Source organism: Microcystis wesenbergii FACHB-1317 (assembly GCF_014696875.1).
Classification (GTDB): domain Bacteria; phylum Cyanobacteriota; class Cyanobacteriia; order Cyanobacteriales; family Microcystaceae; genus Microcystis; species Microcystis wesenbergii_A.
Genome location: NZ_JACJQV010000185.1, coordinates 1 through 15,537, shown reverse-complemented (window position 1 = coordinate 15,537; position 15,537 = coordinate 1). Strand labels below are relative to the sequence as shown.

General features: G+C 43.7%; 14 protein-coding genes, 1 tRNA gene and 1 pseudogene. 8 read left to right on the top strand and 8 right to left on the bottom strand.

From position 1 onward, the window contains the following. Positions 1-463: 463 nt before the first annotated feature. The 3 genes from H6F92_RS18170 (at position 464) to mrdA (ending at position 4,071) form a co-directional block, all read left to right on the top strand. Positions 464-1,573, top strand: a complete 1,110-nt coding sequence (locus tag H6F92_RS18170; protein WP_190358981.1) for an S-(hydroxymethyl)glutathione dehydrogenase/class III alcohol dehydrogenase — start codon at positions 464-466, stop codon at positions 1,571-1,573. A gap of 56 nt (positions 1,574-1,629) precedes the next feature. Beyond that, positions 1,630-1,815: a hypothetical protein gene (locus H6F92_RS18165; protein WP_190358980.1), complete on the top strand. Its 186-nt coding sequence runs from the start codon at positions 1,630-1,632 to the stop codon at positions 1,813-1,815. 381 nt (positions 1,816-2,196) lie between these two features. After that, complete coding sequence (mrdA, locus tag H6F92_RS18160; RefSeq protein WP_190358979.1) at positions 2,197-4,071, top strand: penicillin-binding protein 2; 1,875 nt, start codon at positions 2,197-2,199, stop codon at positions 4,069-4,071. On the opposite strand, the gene H6F92_RS18155 is transcribed toward mrdA, so the two are convergent. From H6F92_RS18155 to H6F92_RS18130, 6 genes are all read right to left on the bottom strand, one after another. Then, complete coding sequence (locus H6F92_RS18155; protein WP_190358978.1) at positions 4,068-4,874, bottom strand: radical SAM protein; 807 nt, start codon at positions 4,872-4,874, stop codon at positions 4,068-4,070. The genes mrdA and H6F92_RS18155 overlap by 4 nt on opposite strands. Positions 4,875-4,893: 19 nt before the next feature. After that, positions 4,894-4,985 (bottom strand) — tRNA-Ser (locus H6F92_RS18150). A gap of 61 nt (positions 4,986-5,046) precedes the next feature. Next, positions 5,047-5,766 (bottom strand): DevA family ABC transporter ATP-binding protein, encoded by a 720-nt coding sequence (locus tag H6F92_RS18145; RefSeq protein WP_190358977.1) that lies wholly within the window; start codon positions 5,764-5,766, stop codon positions 5,047-5,049. Between the two features lie 18 nt (positions 5,767-5,784). Further along, positions 5,785-6,957: an ABC transporter permease DevC gene (devC, locus tag H6F92_RS18140; RefSeq protein ID WP_190359005.1), complete on the bottom strand. Its 1,173-nt coding sequence runs from the start codon at positions 6,955-6,957 to the stop codon at positions 5,785-5,787. A gap of 7 nt (positions 6,958-6,964) precedes the next feature. Then, positions 6,965-8,248 (bottom strand): ABC exporter membrane fusion protein, encoded by a 1,284-nt coding sequence (locus H6F92_RS18135; RefSeq protein ID WP_190358976.1) that lies wholly within the window; start codon positions 8,246-8,248, stop codon positions 6,965-6,967. 31 nt (positions 8,249-8,279) lie between these two features. Next, a complete protein-coding gene (locus H6F92_RS18130; protein ID WP_190358975.1) occupies positions 8,280-8,852 on the bottom strand; it encodes a TetR/AcrR family transcriptional regulator in 573 nt (190 codons plus the stop codon). 135 nt (positions 8,853-8,987) lie between these two features. Between H6F92_RS18130 and H6F92_RS18125 the strand changes: the two genes are divergently transcribed. From H6F92_RS18125 to H6F92_RS18110, 4 genes are all read left to right on the top strand, one after another. Next, positions 8,988-9,278 carry a DUF2288 domain-containing protein gene (locus H6F92_RS18125; RefSeq protein ID WP_190358974.1) on the top strand — a complete coding sequence of 97 codons (291 nt, stop codon included), beginning with the start codon at positions 8,988-8,990 and terminating at the stop codon, positions 9,276-9,278. A 120-nt stretch (positions 9,279-9,398) separates the two neighbouring features. After that, complete coding sequence (hemF, locus tag H6F92_RS18120; protein ID WP_190358973.1) at positions 9,399-10,421, top strand: oxygen-dependent coproporphyrinogen oxidase; 1,023 nt, start codon at positions 9,399-9,401, stop codon at positions 10,419-10,421. Between the two features lie 319 nt (positions 10,422-10,740). Beyond that, the gene (gene tilS, locus H6F92_RS18115) at positions 10,741-11,715 is read left to right on the top strand and encodes a tRNA lysidine(34) synthetase TilS (protein WP_190358972.1); all 975 of its coding nucleotides are present in this window, start codon (positions 10,741-10,743) and stop codon (positions 11,713-11,715) included. Between the two features lie 318 nt (positions 11,716-12,033). Next, complete coding sequence (locus tag H6F92_RS18110) at positions 12,034-14,334, top strand: ATP-dependent helicase (RefSeq protein ID WP_190358971.1); 2,301 nt, start codon at positions 12,034-12,036, stop codon at positions 14,332-14,334. Here the strand turns inward: H6F92_RS18110 and H6F92_RS18105 are convergent. Beyond that, positions 14,299-14,538 (bottom strand): DUF6737 family protein, encoded by a 240-nt coding sequence (locus tag H6F92_RS18105; RefSeq protein WP_016514583.1) that lies wholly within the window; start codon positions 14,536-14,538, stop codon positions 14,299-14,301. The two genes, H6F92_RS18110 and H6F92_RS18105, sit on opposite strands and share 36 nt — an antisense overlap. A gap of 126 nt (positions 14,539-14,664) precedes the next feature. Between H6F92_RS18105 and H6F92_RS18100 the strand changes: the two genes are divergently transcribed. Beyond that, on the top strand, positions 14,665-15,231 hold the full coding sequence (locus H6F92_RS18100) for a hypothetical protein (protein ID WP_190358970.1): 567 nt from the start codon (positions 14,665-14,667) through the stop codon (positions 15,229-15,231). A 34-nt stretch (positions 15,232-15,265) separates the two neighbouring features. On the opposite strand, the pseudogene ubiA reads toward H6F92_RS18100, so the two are convergent. After that, positions 15,266-15,373: pseudogene (gene ubiA, locus H6F92_RS18095) on the bottom strand (4-hydroxybenzoate solanesyltransferase); the annotation flags it as partial. Between the last annotated feature and the right edge of the window lie 164 nt (positions 15,374-15,537).

Here is a 15,537-nt window from a genome sequence, read left to right as displayed (position 1 = left end):
TATCAGTTATCAGTTATCAGTTATCAGTTATCAGTGGGGTGTGGGGTGTGGGGTGTGGGGTGTGGGGAGAACAAAGCTGCCTTTTGCATGAGTGCCTTTTGCATGAGTGCCTTTTGCATGAGTGCCTTTTGCCTCCTGTCTCCTGTCTTGACTAAGAAATTAATTTTGCACGACTACTTAGGAAGTGCGACAGCTGATAGCTAAAAAGCCGATTTAAGACATGAATCTTCTTATGTGGGGTTTTTAAAACCTAGACCCAAACTAACTTTTGGATAAGATGCACGGTTGACATTCATACCCTGATTCAGCAACGCCCAAAAACTCTCGTATTTTTGAGCTTGTCAGGACAAATCAGGGTGAAATAGGGAAGAAAAGCCGAAAAAATCCTGATAATTTTGATTTATTAGCTATAATATCCGAGTTTAGCCGTATTATACTGGAAAAAACCTATTGCTTTTAGCCTATGGATGTTCGAGCGGCAGTTGCCCTAGAAGCGGGAAAACCCCTAACTATTGAAACGGTACAATTAGCACCACCGCAAGCAGGGGAAGTGTTAGTAGAAATCAAAGCCACGGGAGTTTGTCACACCGATGCCTATACTCTCTCTGGGGCCGATCCTGAAGGCTTATTTCCCTCAATTTTAGGCCATGAAGGGGCTGGAATCGTGGTAGAAGTGGGAAAAGGTGTCACTAGCCTAAAAGTGGGCGATCCTGTGATTCCCCTATATATTCCCGAATGTCGTCAGTGCGAATACTGTCTCAGCTTTAAAACCAATCTCTGTCAAGCGATTCGTCTTACCCAAGGTCGGGGAGTAATGCCGGATGGAACCAGTCGTTTTTCCCTTGATGGTCAGCCCCTTTATCACTACATGGGAACCTCGACTTTTGCTAACTATACCGTGCTGCCGGAGATTTCCCTAGCCAAGATTCGCCCGGATGCTCCTTTTGAAAAAGTCTGTTATATCGGCTGCGGAGTCACTACAGGTATCGGTGCGGTGATTAATACCGCTAAAGTGGAACCGGGGGCAAAAGTGGTGGTTTTTGGTCTGGGAGGTATTGGTTTAAATGTTATTCAAGGGGCCCGTTTGGTGGGGGCCGATATGATTGTCGGGGTCGATATCAATCCCCAGAAACAAGCTTTAGCGACCAAATTCGGGATGACTCATTTTGTTAATCCCCAAGAAATCGAGGGGGATTTAGTGGCCTATCTGGTGGATTTAACTAAAGGTGGGGCCGATTATAGTTTTGAATGTATCGGCAATGTCCAGATTATGCGTCAAGCTTTGGAATGTTGCCATAAAGGTTGGGGTGTTGCCACTATTATCGGTGTAGCTGGGGCCGGCCAAGAAATTAGTACCCGTCCTTTTCAATTAGTCACCGGACGGGTCTGGAAAGGTACGGCTTTTGGTGGGGCAAGGGGTCGTACAGATGTACCCAAAATAGTCGACTGGTACATGGATGGCAAGATTAACATCAATGATTTAATCACCCACGTTCTACCTCTGGCAAGAATTAACGAGGCCTTTGACCTGATGCGCCAAGGGGATTCTATCCGCAGTGTGATTACATTTTGAACAGGGATAATGTTACATATAGTTAAGAAATACTTGACAAAAGACTCTTAAACTATATGTCTGCGCCAGTTTCCTTTCCTGAAATCTCGATCGCCGGTATCACGGAACCAATCATCTATCGCTATTTTCAAAGGCTAAACGCGGGCGAATTTGCCGAAACTGCTGGATTATTCGCCCAAGATGCCATTTTAATCGTAACTATTAGCAATTCCTATCAAAGCTCTCTGACAGATCCTTGCTGAGTATTTTTGAAAAATCAAGGCAAGTTGACAAAAGTTAAAATTTATCCGAGCATTTACTCCTATTTTGTTAATATATATTGCAGATTACCTTAACTTTAGTCAAGAAAGGAGCTAAATCACCTAGTATTGCGTCCTTTTCAGTGAACAGTGATCAGTAAGCAGTGATCAGTAAAAAGTAATCAGTGAACAGTGATCAGTAAGCAGTGATCAGTAAACAGTAATCAGTGAAAAGACAGTGGCAAACTACTATTTAATACTGCTCACTTAATACATACTGCTCACTTAGAACTCAAATCTGATAACTGATGACTGATAACTGATAACTGATAACTGATAACTGATAACTGCCCTAATAACTTTTAAATTTTTAACTTTAAGCAAATGCGTAATAGCGGACTCCTATCAAAAACCAAAGTCAAACTGAAACCGAAAAAACCGCTCACCTCGCCGACGCGGCCAGCGCCGAATAAATTACAGAATAAAATCAAAGATAAGGAGCGTCTAGTCGGTCGTCAGCGTCAGTCATGGCTAATTATGGGCTTAATTAGCCTTGTCCTGCTAGGAGGAGTCGGCTCACGATTGGCCTATTTACAACTGCAGCAAGGACAAATTAACCGAGAAAGGGCAGAAAATAACCGGATTCGCATTCTTCCCAAACCCCCAGTCCGGGGCAACTTATTCGATCGCAATGGCAAAGTTTTGGCTACGGCCCGCTTAACCCATGCGGCCTATATTTGGCCCAAATCCCAGCGTAATCCCGCCCAAAAACTCAATCTTGACCGTTTAGCCAGTATTTTAGGCATTCCCAGAAGCGACCTAGAAAAACGCATTAACGAAGCGGACGAAAACCCCTCCACCCTGATCCGCATCGCTAGGGGTTTAACTCCAGGCCAAATTATCGCCCTAGAGGAATACAAAGACGAATTAACCGGCATTGAAGTGGACGTGGAATCAGTGCGCTACTATCCCAATGGTAAAATCGGGGCGCATATTCTCGGTTATACCGGGGAACTAACCCCGGAGGAATATAAAGCCAAAAGACCCCAGGGCTACCGATTGGGAGATGTCGTCGGTAAAATGGGTGTAGAAGCCGCCTACGAGTCAAAATTGCGGGGAGAATGGGGGGGAATGCAGTTAGAGGTCAACGGATCGGGACAAGTAATCCAAATTCTCGGCCAAAAAATTGCTAAACCGGGGCAAGATGTCACCCTGACACTAGATTTAAAACTCCAAAAAGCCGCCGAGGCCGCTTTAGGAAAACGCAAAGGTGCGATCGTGGCGATCGATCCCCGGGATGGTTCCGTGCGGGCCATGGTCAGTTATCCTAGTTTTGATCCCAATGTTTTCTCGGCCCCAATTACCACCGCCACCTGGAAAAAACTACAAGCGGAGGGCAACCCGTTTGTTAACCGCGCTCTCCAAGGATTTCCCCCCGCTTCCACCTTTAAAGTCGTCACTGCCACTGCCGGCATGGAATCGGGGAAATTTCCCCCCAATACGGTCTTAAATACCTTTGCCGCTCTTTATGTGGGGGGGACAGCTTTCGGGGAATGGAATCACGCCGGTTTTGGTCCGATCGGTTTTGTCCGGGCCATGGCCATGAGTAGTAACACTTTTCACGGTCAAATTGGTCGCGGGGTGGGGGGGCCGGCTTTAATTGCCATGGCTCGGCGCTACGGTTTCGGTCAGAAAACCGGGATAGAATTAGCGGAAGAAACTCCGGGGTTAATTGCCGATCGCGATTGGAAACTGCGTAATTTTAAAAACTGGGATTGGTCCGTAGGGGATACGATTAATATGTCGATCGGTCAAGGATTTACCCTAGCGACTCCCCTACAGGTAGCTGTGATGTTTGCTGTCCCCGCTAACGGTGGTTTTTTGGTGAAACCGCACCTTTTACAGGATGCCCGGGATGTTAAGGAATGGCGAAAGTCTTTGAACATGAAACCTAGCACCCTAGACACCCTGAGAAAGTCCCTGAGAGCCGTGGTAGCGGAAGGAACGGGGCGGGCCCTATCGGACCCCGCTTTACCGCCTGTAGCGGGCAAAAGCGGCACGGCAGAAGCACCTCCGGGGCAGTCCCACGCTTGGTTTGGAGCTTTCGCACCCTTCGACAAGCCCGAAATTGTCGTGGTCGCCTTTGCGGAACATTCTGGCGGTGGTGGTGGTAAAGTGGCCGCACCCATGGTACGTCAGGTAATGGAGGCTTATTTTAATGTCAAGCCGAAAGAAGAAAAACCCCGGCCGAAGCCCTAGAGACTTGTGGCGGTAAGTGGCACACAGCGCACGGTAATTCCCGTGGCCGTGGCGATTTTTTCCGCCCAAATTGCCAATATTTCAGCGTTTACGGGTTTGAGAATTTGCATTCCGTCGCCTGCGCTGAGGGGATTATTACCGCGGGTTTCTAATTGTCTTTGTCTGGCCCGGGGACGGGTCGGGGTGTTAAGTTGAATTTCATCCGGTTGTAGCTGTTGCATCAAATCGATGTATCGGTCTTGATCTTGGGGCGACCAAGAAGCCAGTACCATGGTTTGAATTGCTAGTTTTCCCGACCATTCTTGGCGAAATTGTCTTAATCCCCACCAAAGCTCCTGCCAATCCAGACTGGGGACCGGACGGTTAACCCGTCGCCATTGGGCCTCGGAAACAGCATCGATTTTAGCGGCGACGATATCAGCTTTGCTCAAGTCTTGACGCACTTGGGCATCTCCCAAGAGGGTACTATTGGTTAAGACCGCCACCGGCCGCCTGGTTATTTCCTTGACGGTGGCCAGTATTTCCCCTAAATTGAGGGCGAGGGTGGGTTCCCCGCTACCACTGAGCGTGACTATATCCACGTCCCAAGGAGCAAAGGCACTTAAATCCCTGCTAATTTGTTCGCTGGTGATAAAAACTCTTCGTTGCTCGGTTTTTTGCTCAATTTCTCCTAACTGACAGTAGGCACAGTTAAAGGAACAGGTGGAAACTAAACCAATCGGATCGATGCCCAAGGAACTGCCGAAACGCCAAGAGGCAACCGGACCATATACGGAGCAGAAATAATCCTGGGGAGCAGTCATCGAACCTACCCAAAAAATACGGAGAGGGAGGGATTCGAACCCTCGGTACGGTCTTACGATTCGTACAACAGATTAGCAATCTGCCGCATTCGACCACTCTGCCACCTCTCCAAGATGACATTATTTTAGTTTAACATGAAAGTCCGATTTTTGGCAAGTAATTTTTCGGCAGTTAATCGTTTAAACGACCATCCTCCATATTGACAATGCGATCGGCGATGTCGAGAATCCGGTTATCGTGGGTGACGAGTAAAATCGTGCAACCTTGTTCTTTTGCCAATTTCTGCATGATTTCCACCACATCCCGCCCGGATTGTTTATCTAAGGCCGCGGTCGGTTCATCAGCGAGGACTAATTTGGGATGACTGACGAGGGCGCGAGCGATCGCAACCCGTTGTTTTTGTCCCCCCGATAGATCATGGGGATAGTAATCAACGCGGTTGCCTAAACCGACTGACTCTAGAATTGCCGCCGCTTTTTGATCGAGATCTTGTTCTAAAAACTCCTCGTGCAGTTCCAAAGACATCCTCACGTTTTGTTTCGCTGTCAGGAATTTTAGTAAATTATGTGACTGAAAAATATAGCCAATTTGTCGGCGAATTTTCAGCATTTTGCCCTTACCAATTCCTAACATTTCTTGGCCGAGAATTTTTAAACTGCCCGCTTGTGCCGATCGCAAACCTCCCATTAAACTCAATAAAGTAGTTTTCCCCGATCCCGAAGGACCAGTCATAATCACTACTTCCCCCGCTTTAATTTCCAGATCGATATCGTATAAAACCTGTTTTCTTAATTCCCCCGTGCCAAAATAGTGATTTAAGCCTTTAATGGCAATTACGGGTTCATTAGGGCTAAAATCGACTAATTCTCGCTCTTTTTGAAAAATCCGCATTATTTCACCCTTGATAGTTTAAAAAATATCGGCTGGATCTGCTGTCCTTAATTTGCCCATGGCGACAATTCCAGAGGCAATACACATAATAATTGTCAGGATTAAAACTTCGATCGCCCTAGCGGTAGTCATCACTATGGGTAAAAGTGTAGCGGAGGAAGCGAGATGATAAACACCGAGAGAGACGATAAACCCGGGTATATACCCCAAAACCGCTAGTAATAAAGCCTCTTGCATCAAAACCCCGACTAAATACCAATCACCGTAACCCATAGCTTTTAGGGTAGCGTATTCGGGTAAGTGATCGGTGACATCGGAATAGAGAATCTGATAGACAATGACGATACCGACGATAAAACCGACTACTGTACCTAAACCAAAGATAAAACCAATGGCTGTACCATTTGCCCAATAGGTTTTTTCCCTTTCAGCAAATTCTTCTAAAGTAAGGACTATTACTTCATTTTTAGGGAAAAGTGCCTGTAAATTGCCCTTAACTGCTTCGATATTTGCCCCCGGTTGCAGTTTCACCAGTCCTATATCGATTTCGTGGGGTTGACGTTCGGGAAAGAGCCTTAAAAAGGTAGAATCACTGCTAATGACGTTACCATCGGCAGCAAAGGAGGCACCAAGGGTAAAAATTCCCGCTACCTGTACCTCTTTTCCATTTAACTGGACTGTCAAATCGGGGTTTTTGTGGAGTAGATCGACAATTGGACCGAATTCTGGTCTTCCTGCTTGATCGTACAAGACGCGATTTAACATCTTCAGATCACTGGATTTTTGATTGACTTCTGGGAGGGTAAAAACCCGTTGACTGGGATCAAAACCAAAGACTAAAGTAGTTCTTTCTAGGGAAGTTTCGGGATTGCGCCACTGGGCCGAAGCAATATAAACTGGGGCTATAGATTGAATGCCCTCGACTCTTTTAGCTTGGTACAAGCGATCGCGTGAGAAACTTTTCACGGCAAAGAGGGTGTCGAATTGGGGATTAATCAGGACTAAATCCGCATCGAGGACATAATGGGGTTTAACGGAAGCATCAAATAAGGCATCCCGAAACCCCAACTGCGTGAAAATTAGGAAGTCGGCAAAAGCAATCCCGGCAATAGCTACGATCAAACGGGTTTTCTCTCGCGTCACCTGTAACCAAGATAGGGGCGTTTTTTTGAATAGATGGGTTAGTTTCATGGAAAACCTACTCATTGATAGTTACAGTTACTTGGGAATTGGTTAAACCTGCCACTTTTTCACTGTTTTCGCGATCTAAGGCAATGCGGACAGAGATCACTTTGCGATCAAAGTTTTCTCCCGGTTGATTGCTGAAGATATTTTGTTGGTCAACTTTTAAAGCAATTAAGCGCACTTTTCCGCTAACTTCGCCCTTAAACGCCGATCCAGTAATCGTGGCAGTTTGTCCCTTGCGAATTTTCCCGATATCGCTTTGATAGATTTCGGCAATTACCTCCATGCGATCGGTTTCAGCGAGGTCAACAATTCCTTGATCGCTGATTTGTTCCCCGATACGGGTATTGACTTTAATCACTTTGCCGGTAATTGGCGATCGAATATAAGCCTGATTTAACTCGGTTTGGGCTTTTTTAACGGCAACTAGGGCAGCATTTACCTCCGCTTCGGCTGCCTGCACATCGACTCCCCGCACTTCTGAGACTTGATTTAAAGTGGATCTGGCCTCTTTGAGCTGCTGTTGACCGGTGGATTCAATCCGGGCTAGGGTAGTCTTGGCTTCTTGTATCTGTTGTTTACCGGTGCTTTCAATTCTCTCTAGGGTAACTTTTGCTTCTGTTAATTGTTGATTACTGGTTTCTAAATTCAGTCTTTTACTATCAAAACTAGAGGCGGAAATTGCCCCTTCTTGATAGAGTTTTTCGTAGCGATCAAATTCAGCTTTGGCATTGCGATATTCTGCTTCTAATTTGCCAATTGTCGCTTTTTGGGCGGCTATATCCCCTTCTAATTGCGCTGTTAATCTTTGGATAGTTGTCCGTTGGTTTGCTTGATCCCCTACCCATTGTGCCTCGATTTTCCGCACGTTAGCGGCATTAGCGTCGATTTCTCCGACTTTTGCCCCAGCTTTCACCTGTTCTAGTTTGGCTGCGGCTACTTTCACCTGTTCTTGTGCCTGTTGCAGGTTATCCTCTAATCTTTCCTGACTTTCGAGAATGGCGATTATTTGTCCCGTTTTGACGCTATCTCCTTCATCGACTAATAATTGTATGACTCGATCGGAATTAAGCAACATCGGGGCAGATATGCTGATAATTTCTGTCCTCGGTTCAATTCTGCCTAAAGCGGTGATTTTTTGCGGTGCGGGCGAGGCAACTACAGGGGTTTTGGTTTCGGGTTTGGGGGCGACTTGGGAAAGACTATAAAAGGTGGTTATTCCTAATAATCCCGTGCCTAATACTATTAACCCGATTATTAACTTTTGATTTGGTTTCACAAAAGTTTTACCTTTCATAATTTTTTAGTTAATAAGTGATTGTTGGGGGTTAACATTTTTTCTGCAAATAAGTAGTAAGAATTTTACCTAATAATTCCATTTGTTCATTGATCGCAATCTGTTCATTGCACCACAGGCGCTCTAATATCAGTCCATTAATAACGCTGACAACTAACCAAGCTACACTCGGATCGCTAATACCTAAAATCTCGATTACTGCCTGATGATAGCGGTGATCAACGCGCTCAAAAAGTTGACTACGACTCAGTTCTTCTCGTCCTTGATATTGAGAATAATCAATCCATAAGAATAATTGTTTGATGCAGTAATCCTCGCGATTAGTCATAAATTTGCCGAGAATTTTTAGCTTTTCTGTCAGGGTTTTTCCTCGATCAATCTCGGCTTTAGCTAATAAAACATCCTGCCGGCACATCTCCTCGACTAATTGCTCGAAAAGTGCCGCTTTACTGGGAAAGTAGTGGTACAGCGTTCCCGTGGACACTCCCAATCCTTGCGCTAATTCTCTCGTCGTCATGTCAGCGTAGCCTTTCTCGGCAAAGAGTTCGGCACTTTTTAAGAGGAGTTCTTTTCGGTATTGTTCTACATCCACTATCTTAGGCATAAGTTTAATATCGAACGTTCGTTATATTTTAGCTTAACATTACTATGAATGGGGAAATCGGCTGTCCCTTTGCCTGTATGCTAGAAAGAGGAGCTAATTCGTTATTGAGCGAGCTTTTTCGCAAGGATTGACAGTATGGGTAATATTCACGAGCAGTTATTAGAGGAATTAGCCGAAGTGGAGTGGAGTGACTTGATCCCCCATGCTCAAAGGGATGCGCTGATCGTGGTTTCGGATTCCCTCAATTTAATCGAAGTGGCAGAAGCGATCGCCAGTGATCAGGTTGCTCAAGTGCAGAATTGGATCGGGGAAAAACTACTAGAAAAACCGACACAAGAGCAATTAAGCGATTGGAATTCCCATCCCGATAACCTTTTTAATACACTAATCGTGCAACCTTTTGTGTTAATTCAGGCGGTAGTTTAGATAACACTGATCACTGAAAAACCCCCAATCCGTCTAAATGTTAAGTTAAGTATCGAAGAGCGTCCGTTTCATCACCCAGTAGTAATATAATCACTGAGTTATCAATTTTGATCCTTGAGTATGACTGCATTCACCACAACCCCCACCCTTGCCAATTTGCCCGCCAGTGACAGCCGTAGCCGCGTCAGTGAATTTATGAAATCCCTACAGGATGAAATTTGTCAGGGATTAGAAGAAGTGGATGGACAAGCAAAATTTATCGAAGATAGTTGGCAAAGGCCCGAAGGTGGCGGCGGACGTTCGCGAGTTTTGCGGGAAGGGGGAATTTTTGAACAAGCAGGGGTGAATTTTTCGGAAGTTTGGGGGAAAGAATTACCTCCTAGCATTGCCAAACAACGGCCCGAGGCTGCCGGTCATCAATTTTACGCCACGGGAACCTCGATGGTTTTACATCCTCGTAATCCTTATATTCCCACGGTTCACCTCAATTATCGCTATTTTGAAGCCGGTCCAGTTTGGTGGTTTGGCGGCGGTGCCGATTTAACTCCCTACTATGCTTTTGAAGAAGATGCTAGTCATTTTCACCGCACTTTTAAACAGGTTTGCGACCAACATCATCCCGAATATTATCCCGTTTTTAAACGCTGGTGTGATGAATATTTTTATCTCAATCATCGTCAGGAAGCCAGAGGTATCGGCGGGATTTTCTTTGATTACCAAGACGGTTTAGACCCTCTCTATCGGGGTCCCTTTGCCGAAAGTGATGCCGCTATCTATTCAGAGAAATTATCTCCCCAACAACCCCGCAACTGGGAAGAAATTTTTAGTTTCATTAATGACTGTGGCCGGGCTTTTCTACCCGCTTATGTTCCCATTGTCCAGAAACGGTGCTCGACGGAATACGGTGACAGAGAACGTCAGTTTCAACTCTATCGTCGCGGTCGTTATGTAGAATTTAATTTAGTTTATGATCGTGGCACAATTTTTGGGTTGCAAACTAACGGTCGTACCGAGTCGATTTTGATGTCTTTACCTCCTTTAGTCCGTTGGGAATACTGTTATCAACCTGCACCAAACACCCCAGAAGCAAAACTCTATGATGTCTTCCTAAAACCCCAAGATTGGGTTAATTGGCAAGGTTAAATCAGTTATCAGTTATCAGTTATCAGTTATCAGTTATCAGTTATCAGTGATCAGTTATCAGTGATCAGTTATCAGTGATCAGTTATCAGTGATCAGTTATCAGTGATCAGTTATCAGTGATCAGTTATCAGTGATCAGTTATCAGTGATCAGTTATCAGTTATCAGTTATCAGTTATCAGTTATCAGTTATCAGTTATCAGTTTACCGTTCACTGAAAATACTTCCCAATTTATAATTCATAATTCATAATTCATAATTCCCTCTCCCTTCTCCTTTTCTGGTTATCTGTCATTTGTCAAGTAAATAAATCTAAAAATTTTGGCTAATTTTTGGACACCTCTCCATACTCGTCTGGAAACCACGGTGAAAAAGGGACAATTACTACCTAAAAATGCGTCTCTGTTAGTGGCATTGTCTGCGGGTCAGGATTCCCTCTGTTTAGGTCAATTATTGCTGGATTTGCGCTCTCGTTGGGGTTGGCAACTAGCGATCGCTCATTGTGATCACCGTTGGTCCTGCGACCGAGGATTAGTGGCTCATGTGCGGAAAATCGCCGAAATTTGGCAATTACCCGTTTATATTGCCACCGCACCCCCCATGGCGGAAACAGAAGCCAAGGCCCGACAATGGCGTTATCAAGCTTTACAAACAATCGCCCAAGAACAGGGTTTTAATTATCTTCTCACGGCACACACGAGGAGCGATCGAGCGGAAACTTTTCTTTATAATCTCATGCGCGGGGCCGGTAGTGATGGACTTTCTGCCTTAACTTGGTTGACAAGTTTAACCCCAGATATTTTTTTAGTCCGTCCCCTCTTAAATGTTACTCGCAGGGAAACTTTCGCTTTTTGTCAAAGTCGAGAATTACCGATCTGGTACGATCGAGCTAATGAAAATTTACGCTATGCTCGCAATCGCATCCGTCGGGAATTATTACCCTACCTGCAAACTAATTTAAATCCCCAAATTGAAAAACATCTCGCCCAAACTGCTGAAATTTTGGAGGCAGAAAGCGATTATTTAGATAGTATTGCCCGGGATATTTTTCGTCAGGTTATTGATCTAGATCAAAAAAGACTCGATCGCTCCCCTTTACAAATTCTACCTCTAGCGATACAAAGACGAGTGATTCGTTTATTTTTGGCTCAATATTTACCCTCAGCGCCTAATTTTGCCGAAGTTGAGTCAGTGGTTAATCTCATTACTGGTATTAATCGCGATGCCACTTCCTCCTTAACCGGCAAAATTCGGGTAGAAGTACAACAAAATTGGCTACATATCAGTGATCAGTGATCAGTTATCAGTTATCAGTTATCAGATTACAGTTATCAGATTACAGTTTTAAGTGGACAGTGTTAGGTGAAAACTTTCTTTTCACTGATTAAGTGGGTGGGTGGAATTAAATATAAGATGAACGTAGGTTGGGTTGAAGCATGAAACCCAACGCCCTTCGCTACTTTCTTTTCACTGATTACTGCTTACTGTTTACTGTTCACTGAAAAAACCCATCTCCCCATTCTAGTTATCTCTAGCTAACTTTTACAGCAATTGGTTTAAGAAGAAACTAAAATAGTAATAGAATTAAACTAAAAATAAAATTGGCGGGGCATAATGAGCGAAACTAAAGTAATTAATCGAGAAAATTTACTGTTCAATCTCCGGCAACAACTGCGCGCCGGACAACAGGAATTAGCCGATTGGCAAGGGGGAAAAATGGCCATTTCTGCGGTGCCGGGGGCGGGAAAATCCCACAGTTTGGCCGTAGCTGCCGCTATGGTTATTGCTCGTGAGCAACTGCACGCTAAAAAACAGTTAATTATTGTCACCTACACCCGCTCGGCTGCCGCTAGTATTAAAGCTAAAATTAAACAACGCTTGCAAGATTTACAGCTTTCTGCTCAAGGTTTCAGCGTCCAAACTCTGCACGGACTGGCCCTACAATTGGCCCGTCGTTACCCGGAATTATCGGGATTAGACCTCGAATCTTCTACCTTAGTTATTCCGACTCCTAGCCACAGAATTATTAGAAACTCGGTGGAAAAATGGCTAATTGCCGATCCAATTCGTTATCAAAAGTTATTAGAAGGAGTAGAATTTGATGGGGAAGAAACCGAAAGATTACGCCGTCAATCGGTGCTGAGAACCGAAATTTTACCTAGTCTTGCCTATGCGGCCATTCATGAGCTAAAAAGTTCGGGATTATCACCGCAGCAAGTCTGGGAATTAAGCCACTATACCGACGATAATTATCAAATTCTCGCTATTGCTAGTGGTTTGTACCAACAGTATGAAATCCTGATGCGTCAGAAAAACTATATAGATTATGATGACATGATTTTAGGAGCCTTGCGAGTATTAGAGGAAGAAAAAATTCGCCGACAATGGCAAAAATCTGTCTTTGGAGTCTTTGAAGATGAGGCACAGGATTCTAGTCCTCTCCAAGAAAAACTAATTACTATTTTAGCAAAAAATAATGACGAGGAAATACCTAATTTAATTCGCGTCGGCGATCCCAATCAAGCGATTAATTCCACCTTTACCCCCGCCGATCCTGTTTACTTTAATTGGTTTTGTGAAAGTTGTCAAAACGAAGGCAATTTATCGACTATGAACCAAGCAGGTCGCAGCAATACTAAAATTATTGAAGCTGCTAATTTAGTTTTACAATGGGTCGATCGAGATTGGAAACAGGGGAAAGATAATCATAAAGTTACCGAGGCTCCTTTTCGAGTTCAAGCGATTCTTCCCGTCGGTGCTGAAGATCCCCAACCTAATCCAGTTAAGGAGGGAAAAGGATTAGAAATTTATCAACCAGATGACATTTATCAAACAGTGGAATTAATTGAAAAACGTCTAGTTAAATTACTCCAAGAAAATCCTCAACATAATGCCGCTATCCTCCTTAGAGAAAATCGACAAGGACACTTTTTTGCTCAAAAATTCGCCCATTTTTATAAAAGTTATCAAATCAGAATTTTTGAAGCTAATGAGATCGATCGCTTTTCCCAAATTCCCGCCGAAATGCTGAAACTATTGGCTTTTGTCGAACGTCCCCACTCTCCCGATTATCTGAAAGCGGCCTTAGAAGTGCTACAATTTAGGGGTTTAATTACTGCCCAAGACTTAAATCCTTTAGTTACCTATCCCGAACAATTTCTTTATCCCACTCCCCTCGATCCTGAACTGAAATCTAACGAAAAAATTGCCCGTCGTTATTGCTGCAGTTTACTAAAAGCTAGATTAGAATTACCCCATTATCAACTCCTATCTTTTTTCGCTATGACTCTCCAATATTCGGGGTCAGAATTAGCCACATTGCAAAAATTAACCGCCCGTATTTATCAGGAAACTGCTGGTAATAGTTCTCTAAAAAATACAATTAATACTCTTAATGAAATTATCGCCTCTGAGCGCTTTGAAGGAGTGGAAGAAGATAACGACGATTGTTATACTCGTCCCAGACAACTGACGATTATTACTATGCACAAAGCCAAGGGTTTAGACTGGGATTATGTTTTTATTCCCTTTCTTCACGAAGATATTATCCCGGGCAAACCTTGGGTTCCCAATGGGGCGAAATTTTTGGGAGATTTTACCCTCGCAGAAGTGGCCCGGGCGCAAATTCGAGCGGCGGTTCACCAACGCTATTTAAACCCCGATAGCATACCAATTATTCCCCCACCTTTAAGCGCTTGGTTAGAAGCTGGACAACTTAAAAAAGCTGAAGAATACCGACTTTTGTATGTAGCGATGACGCGAGCAAAAAGACTTTTATGGATGTCGAGTGAAAAAAAAGCTCCCTTCCGTTGGAACACTTTTCGCGGAGATGAAAGTAGTCAATTACAGGATAAAAATCCCTGTCCTGTCTTTCCTGTTTTAATCAATGCTTTCCCCGATTCTTTCTGTGTTTAACTGTTGCTGCAGCGTCCGCGGATAAAGAATTAGGAAAACAAACCACCAGAGGAGTATGGGAATAGATAGGAGTAGAGTTAACCAGAGACGCTGAGTTAAAAACCAACAGCCGGCAATCAGGGTAATTCCTGTCAACAAAATCGACCAAGGTTGACACCAACGGGGTTTGTGGTCCCAAACGCTACTAGATTTCGAGTTAGACATTGGTTAAGGTTCGGTAATTTACTAACTTGATTTTATCGTACCTGACTATTCAGATCACTGCTATAATTTTGGGTAATTCTATCAATAGAGTTTCTTATCTCTAGACAAACTAAGCTAGATTTTCCTATGATTGATGTCTTTTATCCGATTCCCAAGCTGTTAGATACTATTCTGACGGAGATTTATGCCGAAAATCGCCGTAAACATGAAGAAAGAATGGCAGAATTACAAATAATCTCTAATTCATCCCTTCGCGATGCCTACGCCCAACAGCTATTATTAGATCGATTTCTTGCCCCTGTGGAAAATGCTCAACATAGCATTCAAAATGCCGCTAAACACGCTCAGTACATGGCAGAAGTAGTTAATTATTATCATCGTGACCATGGCTGTAGTCAAGAGCAAGCTCAAGAAATATCCCGTCAATTTCGGGATTTAGCGGTTAAAATTTCTCAAATTGACTCTCTTTACGATTTAAAAATCATTTATCAAGTAGTTACTGTTTTCACCCAGCAATTATCAAGATTTAAACACCGAGAAAGAAATTATTCTTGGGAAAGGGAAATCAGAAAGGGTATTTTAGATCCCTTAAATACCTGTATTGCTGTGGAGAAAAATTTTCAAAGACGGATAGCTTTGATGACTGGTGAACCCGCATCAGCTACGGTAATGGGATTATTAGAGTCAGAATAGACAAACTGACTCTAGGGACATTTTTGGGGGAGTTTTAATATAAACTTCCCCCAATCATAGCCGCTAATAAAATAAAACCGACCCAAACATTTTGACCGAACATTTGACCATAAACTGGTTTGGGTAAATCCGATTGACGTAAGCTGTTCAGCATCTAAATAGTATATAATAGAAACAGTAACCTATTCAAATATCAATAGCTATGCCAGCCCCTAATCACTTGAATTGCGAACAAAAAGAAAAGTTACAAAAAGCACTAAAAAAAGAAGAAAATCCTTACATTAGAGAAAGAGTTTTGATATTGTT